Origin of the sequence: Microcoleus sp. N3A4, assembly GCF_036701805.1 — a bacterium.
Classification (GTDB): Bacteria; Cyanobacteriota; Cyanobacteriia; order Cyanobacteriales; family Microcoleaceae; genus Microcoleus.
Genome location: NZ_JAUBRJ010000009.1, coordinates 55,577 through 77,502, shown reverse-complemented (window position 1 = coordinate 77,502; position 21,926 = coordinate 55,577). Strand labels below are relative to the sequence as shown.

Here is a 21,926-nt window from a genome sequence, read left to right as displayed (position 1 = left end):
CGAGTCCAAATTCGGCCGCATCGTTTATTCCAAGTTTCAATCCCTAATAGGGGTTTAGTTTAATTGCGGCGTAACTGAAGCTTCTGCGGTGTCGGGGAAGATTCCCGCGGTTTCAATCCCTAATAGGGGTTTAGTTTAATTGCGGCACAGAACCGGAACCCCAGGCTGCTGCATCAGCCGCTCCGCCAGGTTTCAATCCCTAATAGGGGTTTAGTTTAATTGCGGCCGGAGCTCGTGAACTTGCGGTGGCAGCAGATTAATTTGAAGTTTCAATCCCTAATAGGGGTTTAGTTTAATTGCGGCTGACGCCCTGGTGATGTGCGAGCTTTACCGCCGCGTTTCAATCCCTAATAGGGGTTTAGTTTAATTGCGGCGCAAAAGCAGGGTGCTGAAAAATTAGAAGATTCAGTTTCAATCCCTAATAGGGGTTTAGTTTAATTGCGGCGCAACTTAAAACTTTGCTGTTGGGTAAACGGGATAAGCATGTTTCAATCCCTAATAGGGGTTTAGTTTAATTGCGGCAAGAAAGTACAAAATGTAAACGTCTCACTGTTGCCAGTTTCAATCCCTAATAGGGGTTTAGTTTAATTGCGGCCCTAGTTTGTTTTTGGATGGAGAAAAGGCGGAAGTTTCAATCCCTAATAGGGGTTTAGTTTAATTGCGGCTTTTTGTCTTTTCGCTGGTTTGAGGTTGCCTCAGTTGGTCGGTTTCAATCCCTAATAGGGGTTTAGTTTAATTGCGGCCTGTGTGGGATATTGAGTCTCAAGAAATGCTTCGCAGGTTTCAATCCCTAATAGGGGTTTAGTTTAATTGCGGCGTTCCGAGGAATGATAGGGGTATCAATATTTTCTCAGGTTTCAATCCCTAATAGGGGTTTAGTTTAATTGCGGCCAAATGGCTGAAACCTTTACCCAGTATACATTCTTGCGAAAGTTTCAATCCCTAATAGGGGTTTAGTTTAATTGCGGCATGAAATTGGCGAGCGATCGCCCGAGCGATTCCCCGGCGTTTCAATCCCTAATAGGGGTTTAGTTTAATTGCGGCTCAGGACTAAATCAGAAGTGCTGGCAGAATTGGGAATTTGCGAGTTTCAATCCCTAATAGGGGTTTAGTTTAATTGCGGCCATAGGTAGATTGCAAGTAATAGTCGTGTCGTAAATGTTTCAATCCCTAATAGGGGTTTAGTTTAATTGCGGCTTTATTGGTATCACCATCACTAAAATCATCAACTTGGGTTTCAATCCCTAATAGGGGTTTAGTTTAATTGCGGCTACGGGGGGTATAGGGGAGATTGTTGATTACTCAGTTTCAATCCCTAATAGGGGTTTAGTTTAATTGCGGCTCGCATAATCCGCCTCAACATTCTATGAATTACGTAGCAGTTTCAATCCCTAATAGGGGTTTAGTTTAATTGCGGCATTGATTCAAATCGATTTACGGTAAAAGTGAAAAGTTTCAATCCCTAATAGGGGTTTAGTTTAATTGCGGCGCTATCCTGTCAGCCCTGCACTAGCGACCGATCGCATGTTTCAATCCCTAATAGGGGTTTAGTTTAATTGCGGCTTTTGTTGATTAAAGCAAAAAACTTGTAAAACATGTTTCAATCCCTAATAGGGGTTTAGTTTAATTGCGGCCTGCTGGTGTTGGTGCTTCGGTTGGTAAAGCCGCCGAGTTTCAATCCCTAATAGGGGTTTAGTTTAATTGCGGCGCTTTCGTCAGCGCTCCGATGTTCGGCGGCAAGCTGTTTCAATCCCTAATAGGGGTTTAGTTTAATTGCGGCGTAATTACCGGGAAAGTATGAAGTTTAGCAACATTTAGTTTCAATCCCTAATAGGGGTTTAGTTTAATTGCGGCACAACGCTAGACAGTAACACTAGCAAAACGAATAGTTTCAATCCCTAATAGGGGTTTAGTTTAATTGCGGCTGAACCTTTTATTAGCATGGGCGAAACCACGATTGGTTTCAATCCCTAATAGGGGTTTAGTTTAATTGCGGCTATTGGGTCATAATCACAACCTAATGCCTTTTTCCAGTTTCAATCCCTAATAGGGGTTTAGTTTAATTGCGGCAAATTAGATTCCCAATGAACAATCAGTTGGATATTTGTTTCAATCCCTAATAGGGGTTTAGTTTAATTGCGGCTTATGCTGGAGAAACCCAGCAACCCCCGCGACTACTACTTCGTTTCAATCCCTAATAGGGGTTTAGTTTAATTGCGGCCTAAAATTGCATGAAAATGTGGATGAACCATTATTTCATCATCGTTTCAATCCCTAATAGGGGTTTAGTTTAATTGCGGCGTAAAAAGAAAAGGATATATGAAGCTACAAGCGAGGGCCGCGTTTCAATCCCTAATAGGGGTTTAGTTTAATTGCGGCTCATTGCAGGCTTTTTTTCGTTGGAGTTTAGAACTTCGTTTCAATCCCTAATAGGGGTTTAGTTTAATTGCGGCGGTATTGAGATTGCTCTTGAATTTTTGCAAAGGAGTTTCAATCCCTAATAGGGGTTTAGTTTAATTGCGGCAAGATGACGCGCTGGCTAATAACCGAGCGCATAACTGTTTCAATCCCTAATAGGGGTTTAGTTTAATTGCGGCTTAAAATCCTGCCAATGGCCTCAGTAATTACCCCCGATTTAGAGTTTCAATCCCTAATAGGGGTTTAGTTTAATTGCGGCAATCCTCAAAATCCGCTTTGCCTGTATTGATGCGCCGGGTTTCAATCCCTAATAGGGGTTTAGTTTAATTGCGGCAAGGTTCGTCAAAAAGTTCTAGATTTTCGATGTGTTTCAATCCCTAATAGGGGTTTAGTTTAATTGCGGCTCGGTAGCTGGCGACCAAAAACACCTGATTAATTTGTGTTTCAATCCCTAATAGGGGTTTAGTTTAATTGCGGCTCGGGCGGTTCACCCCCGCCGATGAGCATTTCGAGGTATGCGGAGTTTCAATCCCTAATAGGGGTTTAGTTTAATTGCGGCTGAATATCCAACTACTAAATTTCGGTGGGGTCGGCAAAATGTTTCAATCCCTAATAGGGGTTTAGTTTAATTGCGGCTCTACGCCAGCAATTTTAAATGTGGTCATAGGACGAGTTGTGGAGTTTCAATCCCTAATAGGGGTTTAGTTTAATTGCGGCCTGGGAAACTGAAGAAGATTAACTAAATGCTCAATACGTTTCAATCCCTAATAGGGGTTTAGTTTAATTGCGGCTTGAATCAGATCCATATTTGGCATCATTGAGAGATAAATATCGTTTCAATCCCTAATAGGGGTTTAGTTTAATTGCGGCCTGCTGCCGCTGCCTCGATCGCCGCTGGTGTGACTAACGCTATCGTTTCAATCCCTAATAGGGGTTTAGTTTAATTGCGGCAAGCTTTGGAGCTGGGTAGTCGGCGGTGTGCAATTTCTGGTTTCAATCCCTAATAGGGGTTTAGTTTAATTGCGGCAGCTTGCCGGCATCCCGGTATTGCCGATGACGGGCCGGAGTTTCAATCCCTAATAGGGGTTTAGTTTAATTGCGGCTTCATCTCGAATTCTTGTTGCCCACCGCCGAATATGTTTCAATCCCTAATAGGGGTTTAGTTTAATTGCGGCTTCTCCCACTTACAACCTGCAAGGCGGCGCGCCTGAAAATTTCATCGCAGGTTTCAATCCCTAATAGGGGTTTAGTTTAATTGCGGCTCAAGTGGCTAGATGGTGGCTTTACAAATACTAACGTCCCAGTCGTTTCAATCCCTAATAGGGGTTTAGTTTAATTGCGGCGCCCGCGTCCGGGTCGCCCGCAAATACTAAATTTGTTTCAATCCCTAATAGGGGTTTAGTTTAATTGCGGCAGGAGATAGCTCAGAGCCTCGGCATTCTTCCCGGCGGCAACAAGCGTTTCAATCCCTAATAGGGGTTTAGTTTAATTGCGGCGCACTGTCACCGTCACGTCGTCGGGATGCAAGTACGCCCGTTTCAATCCCTAATAGGGGTTTAGTTTAATTGCGGCCCATCTGGTTGATATAAGGAAGCAATTTCAAAGTATTGTTTCAATCCCTAATAGGGGTTTAGTTTAATTGCGGCTCTTCGTGGCTTTCCACATACGCCAGGTGGGAGCACTGCGTTTCAATCCCTAATAGGGGTTTAGTTTAATTGCGGCTTTATATAAACGGGGAAGTCCCGATCGCTTGCTGGGGTTTCAATCCCTAATAGGGGTTTAGTTTAATTGCGGCTAACTAGAGCGCAATGCTTTTCTAATTCTTCACCTCCATGTTTCAATCCCTAATAGGGGTTTAGTTTAATTGCGGCGATTTTTGGTTCCTTCACATCATCATGAAAATCGTTTCAATCCCTAATAGGGGTTTAGTTTAATTGCGGCCAGACGGCGCATACAATCCCATCTCATCCAATAAAATGTTTCAATCCCTAATAGGGGTTTAGTTTAATTGCGGCAAAAACTACTTGCTTGAAGAGCACACAAGGCATAAAGTTTCAATCCCTAATAGGGGTTTAGTTTAATTGCGGCGCGGGCTGCCCAAGGAGCTAAACCCGCTGCGAAAACTGCCAGTTTCAATCCCTAATAGGGGTTTAGTTTAATTGCGGCCCAAGTTATTTAAAGCTTTTGCTGGTGTTGATTTGACTAGTTTCAATCCCTAATAGGGGTTTAGTTTAATTGCGGCAAATCAACACCATCAATATGCTTGGAATACATTCTGTTTCAATCCCTAATAGGGGTTTAGTTTAATTGCGGCTAGAGAGTCTACCAGTTTTGTTAGAATGTATTCCAAGGTTTCAATCCCTAATAGGGGTTTAGTTTAATTGCGGCATTACTATCACTTTCAGAAATAGTAATTAAATTTCGTTTCAATCCCTAATAGGGGTTTAGTTTAATTGCGGCTTTTTATGGCGCTAACTATGTCCCAGGTTATTGTTTGACGTTTCAATCCCTAATAGGGGTTTAGTTTAATTGCGGCGCTTGTGGAAATTGAGCGCAATCTTATAAACGCTTTCAGTTTCAATCCCTAATAGGGGTTTAGTTTAATTGCGGCGCACCGGTGACATCCCAAACTGTTTTTTTGCCAAAAGTTTCAATCCCTAATAGGGGTTTAGTTTAATTGCGGCTCGATCAAGGCACTAATTACAGCCTGTGGGTCAAGTTTCAATCCCTAATAGGGGTTTAGTTTAATTGCGGCTTGGCATTTTGCCCGGTGATGACTAACCCTAAATTTTTGTGTGAGGTTTCAATCCCTAATAGGGGTTTAGTTTAATTGCGGCGTTGAATCTCCGAGTACAATCTCAGCGCTGTACTCACCAGTTTCAATCCCTAATAGGGGTTTAGTTTAATTGCGGCATCCGACAACAGAAAGGTTTGAAGCGTAAGGGACTGATGTTTCAATCCCTAATAGGGGTTTAGTTTAATTGCGGCTTCACCAAAATCTACGGGGTTCCAAGGCTCTAGCTGTTGTTTCAATCCCTAATAGGGGTTTAGTTTAATTGCGGCGCCACTTCTCAGCCCCAATGATTCAGCAGTGAATTGTTTCAATCCCTAATAGGGGTTTAGTTTAATTGCGGCAAAAATCATCATAATGCAATCACTGAAGAAATAATGAAGTTTCAATCCCTAATAGGGGTTTAGTTTAATTGCGGCTTCCCCTTCCGCCGCCGCCACCTCCGGGAGTTCGATCAACTCAAGCGTTTCAATCCCTAATAGGGGTTTAGTTTAATTGCGGCCTCGCCGATAAAATCTCGATAGTTTTCATAACTTATCTGTTTCAATCCCTAATAGGGGTTTAGTTTAATTGCGGCGTAAGAAACCGTATTGGTTTCCCCTGGATAGACAAGTTTCAATCCCTAATAGGGGTTTAGTTTAATTGCGGCCAGATTTTTAAAAAGGTTTCTTAGAAAACGTTCTTATAAGTTTCAATCCCTAATAGGGGTTTAGTTTAATTGCGGCATTAAAAAGAATGCTTTGCAAACATCATATTTGGGTTTCAATCCCTAATAGGGGTTTAGTTTAATTGCGGCAGAAGTCAAATTAGCGATCGCTAAATCTACAAAGTTTCAATCCCTAATAGGGGTTTAGTTTAATTGCGGCTTTTTCTTCTGAAATGACTCCTGATGGTATTCAATTTCAGTTTCAATCCCTAATAGGGGTTTAGTTTAATTGCGGCTTTGGGTGGTGTTGGATATATCTCTGTAAAACTTGTTGATGGTTTCAATCCCTAATAGGGGTTTAGTTTAATTGCGGCCAAATGGCTGAAAGGTATACAGGGAAAGGGCTAAAAGTTTCAATCCCTAATAGGGGTTTAGTTTAATTGCGGCCTTATGTTCAGTTAGCTCTTGCACACGAGGGTGTCAGTGAGTTTCAATCCCTAATAGGGGTTTAGTTTAATTGCGGCAAAAAGGCAGTCCAAATGAAAAGAAGGAATCCAAGTTTCAATCCCTAATAGGGGTTTAGTTTAATTGCGGCTTAAAACTGGCAAAGTATCCATAGTGTCGTCAACGTTTCAATCCCTAATAGGGGTTTAGTTTAATTGCGGCATTGAAGCCCAAAGTTTGCAACGCTCTTCTTACGTTTCAATCCCTAATAGGGGTTTAGTTTAATTGCGGCTTTTAGCTTGAGCAAAACTATTGTAAAGCTCTTTAAAAATGTTTCAATCCCTAATAGGGGTTTAGTTTAATTGCGGCTGCCATCTCCTGAAACTTTGGGTCAGGGAATTAAGTTTCAATCCCTAATAGGGGTTTAGTTTAATTGCGGCGGAATGAGTGGGGAGTTCCGATGCTTTATCATGCAAAGTTGTTTCAATCCCTAATAGGGGTTTAGTTTAATTGCGGCTCTTGACCATCCACACGCTGCTAGAATAGCTCGTTGGTTTCAATCCCTAATAGGGGTTTAGTTTAATTGCGGCGCAACAGTGCATTATGAGCTATTGTAATAAAGCTCCTCGTTTCAATCCCTAATAGGGGTTTAGTTTAATTGCGGCATTTTGATGATAAACCTGATGTGTCTAGTTTTAAAAGTTTCAATCCCTAATAGGGGTTTAGTTTAATTGCGGCGGGACAGGGTTAAGATTTTCTCCCCGGGACTCGAAGGTAAGTTTCAATCCCTAATAGGGGTTTAGTTTAATTGCGGCTTTCTATGTCGGCCTGGAAAAAGTGATCGCTCTCACAGTTTCAATCCCTAATAGGGGTTTAGTTTAATTGCGGCCTGATAGCGCAAACATCTTGAGTCGCAAAATCACTGCGTTTCAATCCCTAATAGGGGTTTAGTTTAATTGCGGCTGTGTGTCTACTGTGTGTCTACAGCCGATCGCCCTTCACGTTTCAATCCCTAATAGGGGTTTAGTTTAATTGCGGCGCGGCTTATAAAGATTTTTTAAATTATTAGCAACTGCAGTTTCAATCCCTAATAGGGGTTTAGTTTAATTGCGGCAAATATCAACATATCTCAACAACTCAGTTTTTATTCCCTGTTTCAATCCCTAATAGGGGTTTAGTTTAATTGCGGCACAGCGTTGGGGATTTCAGAATTTGAGATGTCTGTTTCAATCCCTAATAGGGGTTTAGTTTAATTGCGGCGCCAGCGAGATCCATCTGCAAATACTGCGATCGCTCTGTTTCAATCCCTAATAGGGGTTTAGTTTAATTGCGGCATCAAAATCAGCAGGTTTGGTAGTATATTTTAAAGTTTCTGTTTCAATCCCTAATAGGGGTTTAGTTTAATTGCGGCGTCCTACCGGACGGGTTGCGGCTATTTTTCCGATTTTCGTTTCAATCCCTAATAGGGGTTTAGTTTAATTGCGGCCCAAACTGCACGTGCTCCTCATCAGAAGAGCATTCGTTTCAATCCCTAATAGGGGTTTAGTTTAATTGCGGCAATATTCAAGATTTTGATTGGATATTTTTAACTTTGTTTCAATCCCTAATAGGGGTTTAGTTTAATTGCGGCATGATGCCGACGATATGAATGCTGATTTGTATAAGTTTCAATCCCTAATAGGGGTTTAGTTTAATTGCGGCGCTAGACAGTGTAAGACAACCTGTGTCACGCGGTTCGATGTAAGTTTCAATCCCTAATAGGGGTTTAGTTTAATTGCGGCTTGACTTTAACACTAATTGACTTGTTTAACCTATGCCACGTTTCAATCCCTAATAGGGGTTTAGTTTAATTGCGGCACCAAAAGGCGATCGCACCCTATCGCCTTTTTCTTAAATCAGTTTCAATCCCTAATAGGGGTTTAGTTTAATTGCGGCTAGCTTAGGTTTTGGTTCTCCACCGAAAGGCAAAGGTTTCAATCCCTAATAGGGGTTTAGTTTAATTGCGGCCAAGGTGACGACGGCGATATGGGGTCAAACTACGTTTCAATCCCTAATAGGGGTTTAGTTTAATTGCGGCGTATGCTATCACTTGCGATCAATTTTGCTATCACTCTGCTATGTTTCAATCCCTAATAGGGGTTTAGTTTAATTGCGGCGCAAGAGCGGAGCTGGAATAAAATGTGAAAAACGCCAGCCCAAGTTTCAATCCCTAATAGGGGTTTAGTTTAATTGCGGCCTAACCAACACCCGCACCACCGAGTTCTCATCGTAGTTGTTTCAATCCCTAATAGGGGTTTAGTTTAATTGCGGCTGATTTACCTTCTACCTGAGTTAAAAGATAAGAAACAGAAGTTTCAATCCCTAATAGGGGTTTAGTTTAATTGCGGCTCTTCAGGATTTTCGTCTAAAGTCTCTTGAATTTTGTTTCAATCCCTAATAGGGGTTTAGTTTAATTGCGGCCACCGTGTACGAGCCGCAATATTCTAGACTTGCTCGTTTCAATCCCTAATAGGGGTTTAGTTTAATTGCGGCCCAAACAGTGAGGGTCAAGATTAAAATTAGTAACCGTTTCAATCCCTAATAGGGGTTTAGTTTAATTGCGGCGCTGGAGCGGTTGCCTTTGCTGCTTAAAGAAGGCATCGTTTCAATCCCTAATAGGGGTTTAGTTTAATTGCGGCACGGTCAAGTCAACTAGGTTGCGATGGCGGTTGCGATGAGTTTCAATCCCTAATAGGGGTTTAGTTTAATTGCGGCGTGAACAGAATCACCCAAAAAAATAGCAGCTTCATCAAATAAAACACGTTTCAATCCCTAATAGGGGTTTAGTTTAATTGCGGCTATAGCTGTGTTTGCTATCACTTTGCAATCAGTTGCTATGTTTCAATCCCTAATAGGGGTTTAGTTTAATTGCGGCATGCTGTAGAGAAATCTGGTATGGCAGATAAGTCTAAGTTTCAATCCCTAATAGGGGTTTAGTTTAATTGCGGCCGCCCGTTCCAGAAGCCTTACTGTATTTGGTTTTCAAGGTTCAGTTCCGTGAATCTAAAACAAAAGTACCATTCCAGCCTTCGACTTGTCAATACCCAATTTTTCATCCTCACTCCAAAGCGTTATCCTGTAAAGCTTTCAGACTTTCCGTGAATCGTTTTTTCAGAGGAAGAGCCTCAAACTCTTGCTGCACGTGGGTTCCAGTCGAAAAATTTCATACCCCGATTTTTACAGCTACCCATTCACGGAAACTCGGCAAAAAATGTAGTTCGATCGCTCCGAGCAACCACAGACAGCAACAATTCTCTGAATAATTATAAGCTGTCGGGCAAAATAGATCAGAACCGTTTAACTTCAAACCATGACCAAAACCTTAATTCCCGTGATTCTCGCCGGCGGTAAAGGCGAACGCTTCTGGCCTCTCAGCCGCAAGCAGCGCCCCAAACAGTTTTTGAGTCTCGACGGTAGCGGCAAGAGTTTGCTGCAAGCTACAGCCGATCGACTATTAACATTAGGTAACGGTTGGGAGGATTTGTGGGTGGTAACGTCCGAAATGTTAGCGGCGGGAGTCCGCGAACAGTTACCGCTGCTACCTCCTGAGAATTTGCTGGCGGAACCGGAGGGCCGGGATACTGCGCCGGCGGTGGCTTGGACGGCGATCGAAACTGCGAAGCGTTACGGTGAAGATGCGGTTGTCGGGTTTTTCCCGGCGGATCACTGGATTGGGGAACCGGAGGAGTTTGTCAAGACTTTGGAGGCGGCGGCTGAGTTGGCGAGAAAGGAAAGTGCGATCGCCACTTTGGGAGTCAAGCCGAGTTATGCTTCTACCGGTTACGGCTACATCGAACAAGGCGAGGAAATCGGCAATTTTGGGGGTTTTCCAGCCTATCGGGTTGCTAGGTTTACGGAAAAGCCCGATCGTACAACTGCTGAAGAATTTGTAGCCAGCGGCAAGTTTAGTTGGAACGGCGGAATTTTTGTATTTCGAGTCGGAACTGTCTTGACAGAATTGCGAAATTATGTACCGGAAATGATGGCAGCTTTAGAAGCAAAAGGCGCGCAGGCTTACTCGGAATTACCCAAAATTAGCATCGATTACGCGCTGATGGAAAAGACGCAAAAAGCCTGTGTTTTGCCTGTAGGCTTTAGTTGGGACGATTTGGGTGATTGGAATGCGATCGCCCGTTTGCTGCAAGGAGACAAACCGAATGTGGAGTTAGCAAAACACGTCGGGATTGATACCAAGGGCGGCATCTTTTATGCAGCGGATGAGAATGAGGTCATCGTTACTATTGGTTTAGAAGATGTGGTAGTTGTCAGAGATGGGAATGTGACTTTGATTGTGAAAAAGGACAGGACGCAGGAGATTAAACAGGTGATTAAGGTGTTGGGAGAAGATGAGAAATTGAAGGATTTATTGTAAGGGCAGACACAAAACTAAAAAAACTGTTTCGTAGTCAGGACTTCAGTCATTTCTTACCCAATGGGGACGCAAGGACTTTAGTCCTTACTACGAACTTCTGGACTAGCCTACTTAAAAGCCCGCTTATTCACTAGAATCTACTTTCTTCTTGAAATGCTGAGCAAATTCACTTAATGAGTTATTTCGGGCGATCGTTTGATGGTTAATCTCTAATTTCTCTACAACTTTCTCTGAGTCATGCTCATAATATTGCTGCTTTTCTAAATCTCTATCTTTAAGTTTAGGATTTATCTTTTTGACAATATCTTTAGAAAACTTGACTAAATACTCCTTAGCATTTTTTCCTCCCGGTTCAGATTCTGTTATTAAGTGTGTTTCACCTTTTTGATATTTTTTAGCAAACTTTTCCCATTTTGGATCGCTTCTAGTTCCGAGATTTTTTGTAAAGTAGCAACAAATGCCAAGACAGTCAACTAACAACCAAGCTTCAAGTTCTTGACGTATGAGTATTAACAAAGCTTTACCTTGAGATTGTTCTACAACTTTCTTAATTCTGTTAATGAGAGAGTTAGGTTCTTGCAATCGTTTAGCTTCTGATTGTACGCCATCTGCATCAAGCAAAAATATTACTAATTCGCTGTTTTTAAGATAAATATCAACTGCGTTTTTTAAACCATCTCCTCCTTGTTTTCGGATTGCTTGATTGAAAGCTTCTTTAGAACTGTTCACAACAGTTATATTGGAGTCATAGTATTTAACAATCTTCAGAGCTATGCAGCAAACAGTTTTACTATCAAAATCTGACTCGGGAGTCCAGATCAGAATATTATTCATACTATTGTTCTAAAATTCCTTGTAATAGATGACTGTGATAAATGGCACTGCCCACTCCAAAGTCTCTCATCCATTCAGATAAATCATCCCGACTCTTTCCTAACTCATCTATGGGAAAAGCTTGCGTTCCAACGTCATCTCTTTTGCTTAGAAGCAGTACAGAAACATCTAAGTTTATTTCCTCCAGATTGAAACAATCAAGTAACTGGGAACTATGAGTTGTAATAATTACTTGCGTCTTTTTAGACAGTCTTTTTACTACAGATGCAACATTCTTTAGAAGTCCTGGATGAAGATTTCGTTCAGGCTCTTCAATACCAATTAGTGTAGGTAGGTTATCTTGATAAAGCAGCACATAATAAGCCATAATTCTGAGAGTGCCGTCAGACATATTGGACAAAGGAATCTCTAGACTATCTTTTTCCAAAACTTTAATTATTTTTTCTCCTTCTTCGCCTACTAATTTTAAGCTAATACCCATGCAATCATCAAGTTCTCGACTAACTAATTGAAACTTTTGTAGATCGTTCTCAGCCCAGTATTGCAAAACATCTTCAATTTCCCTACCTCTGCTGCCCAGACTGGGAATGTTTTCTTTTTCCATCAAAATCTTGTCGCCAATTACAAGCATAGGGCTGCCTCTCATCACTTCAGGATCTAAATCGTAGAAGTCCCAATTTCTAATAAATTCTGCTAATTTGGCTGTAAATGGTCTGTCTCCAAAATCACCGGCAGATTTTAATGCTAGATTGCCAGCTTTAGATTGATATATCTGAGGATTTTTTCCTTTTTCATCTCGCACGGTTCCCGCGCCATTTTTGACTTCTATTACTTTATGTCTACCTATCAAAAGTTGCTCGCGCGAATAGTATAATTTGCCTTCTTCTAGAGCCACTGATACAGTATATTCTGCGTTTTTTTTATATTCTTTGACACTAATAGAAAAAGTAATGTCTTCATTTTTGCCAAATTTTAATAATCTTTGCATGAACTCCGCAGGGGGGGGGGAACCCAGTTTAAGTATCAGACTAAGAATCGATAATGCCTGTAGAGAGTTAGACTTTCCGCTAGAGTTACATCCCACTAAAATCGTTAAATCTTTAAAATTTAACGTCAGATCCCCTAAGCTTCTAAAGTTTTTAATATTGGCTGATACAAGTTGAATACTCATAGGTAAATTTAATTTGTAGCACAGTAAGTTAATTAAGGGTGAATGTGAGGAAACCTCGATCGATACTTTTTGGTAACATACCATTCATAAAACTCTAGACCATAGAGTCCATAATACCATCAGGAGTAATAGCTTCATTCCGATCGCCCCCACATCCCAAAATTCGATCGCACCCTTTCCCCCAAGTTATTCCTCAAGACACTGGTCAGCTTGGTTAAGAGCGCTATCCTAGAGTTATATTGCCATTAAACCCGATCGACCCGGAGGCCCCTTGTTCAGCCTAGTTCAAAACACTTCTCGCAAAGGAGAAATTCTAGAGGTCGTCTTCCGCAACGGTTGGGACTACATGAAAAGCCTCCTGACCGGCCGCAAAACCGACGCACCCAGTCTCCCAACTCCAGCAGTTCTCCGCAACATCCTCGTCGAATTAGGCCCAGTTTTTGTCAAATTGGGGCAATTGCTGAGCACCCGTCCCGACCTTTTACCCGCCACCTACATCGAAACCCTCTCCACGCTGCAAGCGGAAGTACCGCCCGTACCGTGGTCGGAAGTAGAAGCAATCGTCCGCCAGGAACTCACACAATCTCTCGAAAATACATTCGCCAAATTTAACACTGAAGCCGTCGCCGCAGGTTCGATCGCCCAAACCCACAAAGCTACTTTAAAAGACGGCCGCGAAGTCGCCCTCAAAGTTCAGCGCCCCGGTATTGATATTGTCATCGAACAAGACATCGCCGTGCTCCGAGGTTTGGCAGAACTTGTCATGCTCACAGACTTCGGTCAACAATACGATATTGTCGCGTTAGCAGAAGAATTTGCGATCGCCCTGCGTGCAGAACTAGACTTCATCCAAGAAGCCAGCTACACAGACGAACTGCGCCGCAATTTATCTAAAAGTAAATGGTTTGACCCGACACAAGTTGTTTTGCCACAAATCAACTGGGAGTTGACTACAAAAAAACTCTTAGTAATGGAGTGGCTGAACGGAGTCCCGATTTTGTTAGGCGATTTGCAAGGAATTCGCCACAAAGGAGATGTAAATGCCGAACGCGAAGAAATTACAACGCTGCTTTGCCGCGTTTTCTTCCAGCAGTTGTACATCGACGGATTCTTTCACGCAGACCCGCATCCCGGCAATTTATTTTATCTCAAAGACGGCCGGATAGCCCTGCTAGACTGCGGCATGGTCGGCAGGTTAGACCCGCGCACTCAGCAGAATTTGACAGAAATGTTGCTGTCAATTGTCGATTTAGACGCTCAGCGCTGCGCTCAATTAACTTTGGAAATGGCAGAATTTGCTCAGCCTACAAGTTTAGTTAATCTAGAGAACGATTTAGCTCGAATGCTGCGGAAGTATTACAATGTGAGCTTGTCGCAAATGAACTTGTCGGAAATTTTTTATGAGGTGCTGGAAATCACCCGCAAAAATAAAATTCGGCTGCCCAGCAATCTCGGTTTGTATGCAAAAACTCTAGCTAATTTGGAGGGACTGGCGCGCTCTTTTAATCCCCGCTTTAATATTGTAGAGCAGGTGAAACCGCTGATGACCGATATGTTTCGGCGTCAGTTATTAGGAGATGACCCGGTGCAAGCTCTTCTGAGAACTGCCCTGGATCTGAAAAGCTTATCTTTGCAATCTCCGCGACAGGTGGAAGTGCTTTTAGACCGGGTTACTTCGGAAACTTTGAAGTGGAACTTGACACTAAAAGAACTCGATCCGCTGCGCCGCACTCTGGGGGATTCTGCGAACCGACTTTCTTTTAGTATTGTTGTGGGTTCGCTGATTGTGGGGGCGGCAATTATTTCTTCTAACGCACAAACTTCTCAGCTATCTTTTCTGAGCACTGGTTTGTTTGGGGCGGCTAGTTTTTTAGGTTTTTGGTTGATTATTAGCATTCTGCGATCGGGCCGTTTGCGGGGATAATGGTACCAGATCAGTATGTGTTGTGGAACAGGCATCTTGCCTGTTCTTGAGAATTGTGGAAGATGTAGAATATAGCCAAGTGCAAAAACCGCATAAAGGTAGGCTATGTCACAGCATGATGCTTCTCTCCCTAAGTCGGCAATTAGAGACAACCGCAACCGCGGCACTGTGGGCGATTTTTTGAAAGCCAAGGTTGAGGAAAACTCAACCTTGTCAATTGTTTCTGCTTACTTTACAATTTATGCTTTTGATGCTTTGAAGGAACAACTTCTAAGTATTAAAAGCTTGAAATTTCTGTTTGGCGAACCGCGCTTCATCAAGTCCCTTGACCCCAGTAAAACCGATAAAAAGGCGTTCCAAATTGAGGATGAGGGCTTGCAGCTACAGAATCGGTTGGAGCAAAAGCGGGTTGCGAAAGAATGTGCAGAATGGATTGAAAAAAAAGTACAGATACGGTCGGTAAAGCAATCTAATTTACTGCACGGCAAAATGTATCACATTGCTCATAAGGGAACTGAAAATGCTATTATGGGCAGTTCTAATTTTACCGTGCGGGGACTGGGATTAGGTACGAAATATAACAATATTGAACTCAATCTAGAAGTAGATAGTAAACGCGATACCCGCGACCTTAAAGCCTGGTTTGATGAACTCTGGAATGATGCCGAACTCATCGAAGATGTCAAACAAGATGTGCTGCTGTACCTAGAGCAACTTTACCAGAATAATTATCCTGAGTTTATCTACTACAAAACTCTGTTTCATATCTTCGAGACTTTTCTAGATGACCTAGAAAAAAGCGATATTCTCAGCGAACAGCTACACCTATTTGATACAGAAATCTGGAAATCTCTATTTGAATTTCAAAAAGACGGAGTTAAGGCAGCCATCAATAAAATTCGACGATATAACGGGTGTATTATTGCTGACAGCGTTGGGTTAGGTAAAACATTTGAAGCTCTAGCGGTGATTAAATATTTTGAACTTCGCAATCAAAAAGTTTTGGTTCTTTGTCCCAAAAAACTCCGCGAAAATTGGACTGTATATCTAGCACAGAACAATAGCGATCTCAATCCTTTGGTTAAAGACCGCTTTAACTATACAGTCTTATCTCACACCGACTTGAGCCGGGATTCCGGTAGGTCTGGGGACATTGATTTAGCAACGATTAAGTGGGGAAACTACGACTTGGTAGTTATTGACGAATCCCACAATTTCCGCAACAACATCAAGAGCAAACGGGACGAATCTGGCAATCTAATTAGAAAGAGCCGTTACGAAAGGTTGATGGATGATATTATCAAGAGCGGTGTCAAAACTCAGGTGTTACTCTTATCAGCAACTCCGGTTAACAATGATTTAAAGGATTTGCGGAATCAACTTTATTTTATCACAGAAGGTAGCGATGCTGCGTTTGGGGAATCGCTGGGAATTGCTAGTCTGCGGGATACACTGGCTGATGCTCAGGGGAAATTTACCAAGTGGGCCAAGAAAAGTAAGGAACGCAAAACTAGCGAACTGCTGGAAGAACTTAGTTCTGCTTTTTTCAAACTGCTTGACGAATTGACGATCGCACGATCTCGCAAGCACATTCAAAAATACTATAAAGATGCGATCGCCCAATTAGGCGGCTTTCCAGAACGGCTCAAACCCATCTCGGTATTTCCTGAGATTGACCTAAAGGGTGAGTTCATGTCCTACGAACAGCTTAACAGCGAAATTTCTAAATATCAACTCTCGCTATTCAACCCTTCAAAATATGTCCTGTCCCCATACCGATCGGTGTATGAAAATAAAGGAGTGCGAAATTTCAAACAGAGCGAACGCGAACGCTGTTTGATCGGCATGATGAAAGTCAATTTCCTTAAACGCTTAGAAAGTTCCATTCATTCGTTTGCGCTGACAATAGAGCGCACGATTAACAAAACTGAAGCTCTAGAGACAAAAATTAAAATTTTTCAGCAATTGCAGCAATCTCGCGACGCTAACCAGACAGTAACTTTCAGCGATTGGATGATTGAAGACTTGGACGATGAAGAGTTGCAAGATGCCATGCAAGTAGGTCAGAAGCTGATATTTCAAATGGCGCACCTCGATGTCGAAACCTGGTTAAAAGACCTGAAAAACGACAAGGAACAGCTTAAAAAAATTTACAATTATGCCCAAAGCATTTCTGTTGAACGGGATGCCAAGCTGGCTGAGCTAAAAGAACTGATTGCCGAGAAAGTTAGGAATCCTACAATTAACAAGCATGGCCAACCAAATCGCAAGGTTTTAGTCTTTACTGCTTTTGCAGATACGGCAGTCTATCTCTACGAAGGATTGCGGAAATGGGCTACAGTAGAATTGAAAATTAACCTAGCTTTGGTGACTGGGGGAGCGGCGGCAAATAAGACTACCTTTGGCAAAAACGAGTTCAATCATATCCTGACAAATTTTTCGCCTTTCGCCAAGAAACGCGCCCAAATTCCATCTATACAGCAAGACGGCGAGATTGATTTATTAATTGCCACAGATTGTATTTCCGAAGGCCAAAATTTACAAGATTGTGATTATCTGATTAACTACGACATACACTGGAACCCAGTCCGAATTATCCAGCGGTTCGGTAGGTGCGATCGCATTGGCAGCCCCAACCATACCGTACAATTAATTAATTTTTGGCCGACAGAGGACTTGGATCAGTACATCAATCTGAAAAATCGAGTAGAAGCACGGATGGCTTTAGCGGACATGGCTGGTACATTTGAAGATAACCTGCTGGAGGCAAAGGAAATTCAAGAACTGATTGAGAGTGATTTGAAATACCGCGACAAGCAGTTGCTGCGATTGAAAGACGAGGTGCTGGATCTCGAAGATTTCACGGAGAGTGTAGCCCTAACGGAATTCACTCTCGATGATTTCCGAATGGAACTAGCCAAATACATTGAGAGCAACCGCAAACTACTGCAAGATGCTCCTTTAGGACTCTATGCAGTAGTTCCAACTAACTCGGAGTACCCGATAATTGCTCCCGGCGTAATTTTTTGCCTCAAACAAAAAGGCGATTGTCTTGATAATAAAACCGTCAACCCGCTGCAACCATACTTTTTAGTTTACGTGCGCGAAAATAAGGAAGTGCGATTAACTTTTGCTCAACCCAAACAAATACTTGAAATATACCAGTTGCTGTGTGCGGGGTGTACTGTTCCCTATGAAGAGTTGTGCAACTTGTTCGATCGACAAACTAATAACGGATTTGATATGAGTTTGTATAACGATTTACTGAAGCGGGCAGTTGATTCAATTGCAGGTATTTACAAGAAGCGGAGCATCGGCCACCTGCTGTCTAGCCGCCGTGCAGTATTGGTTGAGCAAGCGCATCAGGTTAAATCAACAACTGATTTTGAACTGATTACCTGGCTGGTGATTAAATGAGCGTCAGCGAACAACAAGCCAAAGCATCTATTAATGAAGCTTTAAGTAGTTTTGCCAAGGGAAAACTAGCGGATAACGCCCGTAATTTGTTCTTTACTCTTGGCTACCGCAGTGATATAATTTATGCGCTCGAACCTAATAGTTCGGATAATTTTATTGCAAAATTTGATATTGATAAAAAGCTAACTCACCAAAAAGCTCTCTTAGAGGAATGGCTGTCGGTTGATTTCCTCTTCCAATTTACCGGGACAGAAATTGCAGATAATGACCAGCTTGTCGAATTTGATACTAGCAGTGGTGAGAGTGCCTTTTTTACTTCCTACTTGTTTTTCGCGATCGCACTGCGGAGGAGCGCGTACACTATCGAACAACTTGACGGGATTGTCCGCGAGATTAATAAAATTTTCCCGATGCCGGCGATCGTTCTTTTTCAGCATGGAGAAACTCTGACTTTCTCCATGATAAACCGCCGCCAACACAAACGCAATGAATCTAAAGATGTATTAGGAAAAGTCAAACATCTTAAAGATATCCCATTCGCCCGTCCGACAAACTCTCATTTAAAAATGCTCTTCGAGATTTTCTTGGCACAGTTGCATAAAAATCACGGTTTTAGCAACTTTGACGAATTTAATGAAGCTTTGCATGAAACTATTCCTGACAGCATCAAATTTAAAGAAGACCCTATACCCCCAGATTCGCTTCGCGTTTACCTGCAAGAAATCCGTCGATTTCCCATGCTCAAAGCTTACGAAGAGATTGAATTAGCTTTAAAAATTGCTGAGTTGTTGGAATTAGAAGAGGTGCGATCGCAATTGTCTCGCCAGCTAAATAGAATTCCGCAGGATGCAGAGTGGGCTGACGCTGCAAAAATCCCCTTGCCAGAATTGAACCTGCGCCTGCTGATTGGGCGAAAAGCTAAACATAAAATGGTAGAGTCTAATTTGCGGCTGGTAGTCTCAATCGCTGAAAAATATCAAAATCGAGGGGTGGATTTATTAGACTTGATTCAGGAGGGAAATCTGGGTTTAATCAGGGCTGTAGAAAAGTTTGATTGCAGGAAAGGCAACAGGCTTTCCACCTACGCGACTTGGGACATTCGTCAAAAAATTACGCGGGCAATTCACAACCATTCCCGCACCATCCGGCTACCAGATAAATTGTGGTCAACAATTTACGAGGTTAAGCAAACTACCAAACGGCTTTCTCAAGAATTTGGTCGCATTCCCAAGATGGAAGAAATCGCCGATTGTTTGGAAATGACAACGGCAAAATTGCGCTTGGTTATTCAATCGAATCGGCCGCTCATTTCCTTAGATACTCGAATGGGTGAGGATGAAAGTTCTACATTGGGAGAGTTGATTGAATTTGATGGGGAAACACCAGCAGAGCAAGTATCGAAAAGTTTGCTCCGCGAAGATTTGGAAAGCGTTTTAGATGATCTCAGCCCCCGAGAACGTGACGTGCTGCGACTGCATTACGGTTGGGATGACGGACGGGAGAAGACTCTAAAGGAAATCGGCAATATATTTAAAATTACTCGCGAGCGGATTCGGCAAATTGAGCATAAGGCTTTACAAAAGTTGCGCCAGCCCAAACGCAGAAACAGATTAAGAGAATATCTTGACTCGCCCTACAGCAATTGACAAAACTCAGACAAAAAAAACGAAAAAAAAGTAAGAGCTAATTACAAACATTTCCAAAGGGAAAAGTATCGCAAAAATTCCGATGCCGCAAGGAGCCAAAGCCCAAAAAGCCGCTGATATGCCCAAAACTTGCTTTGTAGCCCAGGGAAAGCATCAAGAAATCACAGAGAAAGATGTCCGCCAAATTATAAGCAACCTCGGTTTGAACATAGAATCTGTTAAACTCAAAAAATGAGGACAATATACCTGGATTGACGTTAATGCTGAGCCGATATTTGACCAAAATCGCTGTCCTGTACCTGCCTATGGTTCAGTCGCGAACGGCCATTAGTTAGAGGTAATTGGTCAAACCTGCCGCCAGACTTGTATAGCAGATCTCTGACTTAAGATAGGCGATCGCCCGCCGCAGCTAAGTCTAAGCTAGAAATTGTTCCATAAACCTAATTGAGGAAAAAAAGATGAGTAGCGGTCACGCCAGCCATAAAGGCTCTTCCACAAAACCCAATACCAACACTAACGGTCAAATTACATCCCCTGACGACCAACCCGCTGACCCCCTAAATCAAGAAACATCCGGTTATCCGTTCCATAACGAAGCAATGGAAAATCCTGTTGCCACCGCGCGGCCAGGCGTTGAGGCTGAATCTGGCGAAGAACAGCAATAGTTATATCGATTAAATTGTCATCGATATGCTATCTGCGACGCCGTTGATTAGAGGTTTGATAAAAATTAGGTTGATACTAATTACATCTTGCACTTCCAGAGTCCGCCAAGGAGTTAAATCTCTGGCGGACTATCAGCGCTGGTTCAGTAGTACCTCATATCAAATCCGTTGACATCGGAATTATGCCTCTCTCTCTTCTCTTTCTCTGTGTCCTCTGTGCCCTCTGTGGTTTAATCATTCCGATACAACCGGAATTGATATAACAGCTTCATAACAAAGGACTAAAGTCCTTACGACAAAACTATTTAACCTAAAACTCAAGTTAGGAATTATTGATAAATGAGCGGGATTAACCAAGTATTGGAAAAGGAAAAATTGCCAGAATTAGGATTAGTCTGCATTACAACATCCGATGCAGTTCGCTTTCGCACAGTCACGCGGAAGCGACTTTTACAGCTTTCGGAAACTGAACAAGAAAAAGTATTGCGCGAGCTTTATACAGACAACTTAAAGCGGCTTGACAAAGCGATCGACTTCTGTTCGGGTAATCAGATTAAGCTCTACCGCATGACTTCTGCACTATTCCCTTTTGCAGATACAGATTTGGGGGAAGCAGTGCTGCACTCCATGACTGACGAATTGCGGAATACGGGCGATCGCGCTATCTCTTTGGGCATCCGTTTGGTACTCCACCCCGATCAATTTGTCGTCCTCAGTTCCGACAAGCCTGATGTCGTTAAAAACAGCATTAAAATTCTGGCGACTCATGCTTTAATTATGGATAAGTTGGGACAACCCCGATCGCCCCAGGCACTGATGAACATTCACGGCGGTAAGGGCGATCGCACTTCGCAGCTCAAATCAGTCATCCGCGACTTGCCAGAATCCATTCGATCGCGCTTAACCTTTGAAAATGACGAATACGCTTACAGTTCCTCGGAAATTTTAGAAGTTTGTCTCGATACCGCAGTACCAATGGTTTTTGACGCCCACCACCACGTCATTCACGAACATTTAGAAACTTACGACGATCCCAGCGTTGCCGAAATGCTCGCAGCAGCCCGCACAACTTGGTCTGTTCCTGAATGGCAATTAGTACACATATCGAATGGAAAAGAATTTTTTGCCGATCCGCGCCACAGCGATTTAATTACAGAAATGCCTAATTGCTATTATCAGGCTCCTTGGATTGAAGTAGAAGCTAAATTCAAAGAATTAGCTATTGAAAAGTTGCGTGCCGAATGGTTGTCTGCGAATGTTCCACAATTTAGCACTGTCTCGTAGGGGGAAGTTTTACTAACAATAATTGCCTAAAACCAATCATCTCGAAAATTCACCGCCACCCAACGGTAAATCGCAAGAACAGGCAAGATGCCTGTTCCACAAAGAATGAATTTTCTTGTGGGGTGGGCGTCTCGCCCGCCCGGTTTATTGTGACAGTCCGAGAGGGTTTTTAACGGTAAATCTCAAGAACAGGCAAGATGCCTGTTCCACAAAAAATGAATTTTCTTGTGGATGTCCCGCCCGCTTTAGTCCGACAATCATACAGGGGTTTTTAA

The 21,926-nt window shown here is 42.6% G+C and carries 9 protein-coding genes and 1 CRISPR repeat array (1 of these 10 cut by a window edge); of the genes, 7 read left to right on the top strand and 2 right to left on the bottom strand.

From position 1 onward, the window contains the following. Nucleotides 1-9,287: direct repeats of the CRISPR family, unit length 37 nt; unit sequence GTTTCAATCCCTAATAGGGGTTTAGTTTAATTGCGGC; it reaches 1,315 nt to the left of the window's first position. Nucleotides 9,288-9,648: 361 nt separating this feature from the next. Further along, a complete protein-coding gene (locus QUA56_RS07795; RefSeq protein ID WP_333355414.1) occupies nucleotides 9,649-10,710 on the top strand; it encodes a mannose-1-phosphate guanylyltransferase in 1,062 nt (353 codons plus the stop codon). Nucleotides 10,711-10,833: 123 nt separating this feature from the next. Here the strand turns inward: QUA56_RS07795 and QUA56_RS07790 are convergent, their stop codons facing one another. Both QUA56_RS07790 and QUA56_RS07785 read right to left on the bottom strand, forming a co-directional pair. Continuing rightward, a complete protein-coding gene (locus tag QUA56_RS07790) occupies nucleotides 10,834-11,439 on the bottom strand; it encodes a hypothetical protein (protein ID WP_333355411.1) in 606 nt (201 codons plus the stop codon). 106 nt (nucleotides 11,440-11,545) lie between these two features. Continuing rightward, on the bottom strand, nucleotides 11,546-12,715 hold the full coding sequence (locus tag QUA56_RS07785; protein ID WP_333355408.1) for an AAA family ATPase: 1,170 nt from the start codon (nucleotides 12,713-12,715) through the stop codon (nucleotides 11,546-11,548). A gap of 271 nt (nucleotides 12,716-12,986) precedes the next feature. Between QUA56_RS07785 and QUA56_RS07780 the strand changes: the two genes are divergently transcribed. The 6 genes from QUA56_RS07780 to uvsE all read left to right on the top strand — a co-directional run bounded on the left by QUA56_RS07780 (nucleotide 12,987) and on the right by uvsE (nucleotide 21,651). Continuing rightward, nucleotides 12,987-14,639 (top strand): AarF/ABC1/UbiB kinase family protein, encoded by a 1,653-nt coding sequence (locus QUA56_RS07780; protein ID WP_333355405.1) that lies wholly within the window; start codon nucleotides 12,987-12,989, stop codon nucleotides 14,637-14,639. Nucleotides 14,640-14,744: 105 nt separating this feature from the next. Beyond that, nucleotides 14,745-18,056: a helicase-related protein gene (locus QUA56_RS07775; protein ID WP_333355402.1), complete on the top strand. Its 3,312-nt coding sequence runs from the start codon at nucleotides 14,745-14,747 to the stop codon at nucleotides 18,054-18,056. A 566-nt stretch (nucleotides 18,057-18,622) separates the two neighbouring features. Then, complete coding sequence (locus QUA56_RS07770) at nucleotides 18,623-19,702, top strand: sigma-70 family RNA polymerase sigma factor (RefSeq protein WP_333355592.1); 1,080 nt, start codon at nucleotides 18,623-18,625, stop codon at nucleotides 19,700-19,702. 82 nt (nucleotides 19,703-19,784) lie between these two features. After that, nucleotides 19,785-19,937 carry a hypothetical protein gene (locus QUA56_RS07765; protein WP_333355399.1) on the top strand — a complete coding sequence of 51 codons (153 nt, stop codon included), beginning with the start codon at nucleotides 19,785-19,787 and terminating at the stop codon, nucleotides 19,935-19,937. Between the two features lie 223 nt (nucleotides 19,938-20,160). Further along, complete coding sequence (locus tag QUA56_RS07760; RefSeq protein ID WP_333355397.1) at nucleotides 20,161-20,367, top strand: hypothetical protein; 207 nt, start codon at nucleotides 20,161-20,163, stop codon at nucleotides 20,365-20,367. A gap of 339 nt (nucleotides 20,368-20,706) precedes the next feature. Continuing rightward, nucleotides 20,707-21,651 (top strand): UV DNA damage repair endonuclease UvsE, encoded by a 945-nt coding sequence (gene uvsE, locus QUA56_RS07755; RefSeq protein WP_333355394.1) that lies wholly within the window; start codon nucleotides 20,707-20,709, stop codon nucleotides 21,649-21,651. Nucleotides 21,652-21,926 lie beyond the last annotated feature (275 nt).

Coding starts and splice junctions, on each gene's coding strand:
- uvsE (WP_333355394.1), top strand. CDS start 20,707: ATGAGCGGGATTAACCAAGTATTGGAAAAGGAAAAATTGCCAGAATTA.
- QUA56_RS07785 (WP_333355408.1), bottom strand. CDS start 12,715: ATGAGTATTCAACTTGTATCAGCCAATATTAAAAACTTTAGAAGCTTA.
- QUA56_RS07765 (WP_333355399.1), top strand. CDS start 19,785: ATGCCGCAAGGAGCCAAAGCCCAAAAAGCCGCTGATATGCCCAAAACT.
- QUA56_RS07770 (WP_333355592.1), top strand. CDS start 18,623: ATGCTCTTCGAGATTTTCTTGGCACAGTTGCATAAAAATCACGGTTTT.
- QUA56_RS07775 (WP_333355402.1), top strand. CDS start 14,745: ATGTCACAGCATGATGCTTCTCTCCCTAAGTCGGCAATTAGAGACAAC.
- QUA56_RS07795 (WP_333355414.1), top strand. CDS start 9,649: ATGACCAAAACCTTAATTCCCGTGATTCTCGCCGGCGGTAAAGGCGAA.
- QUA56_RS07760 (WP_333355397.1), top strand. CDS start 20,161: ATGAGTAGCGGTCACGCCAGCCATAAAGGCTCTTCCACAAAACCCAAT.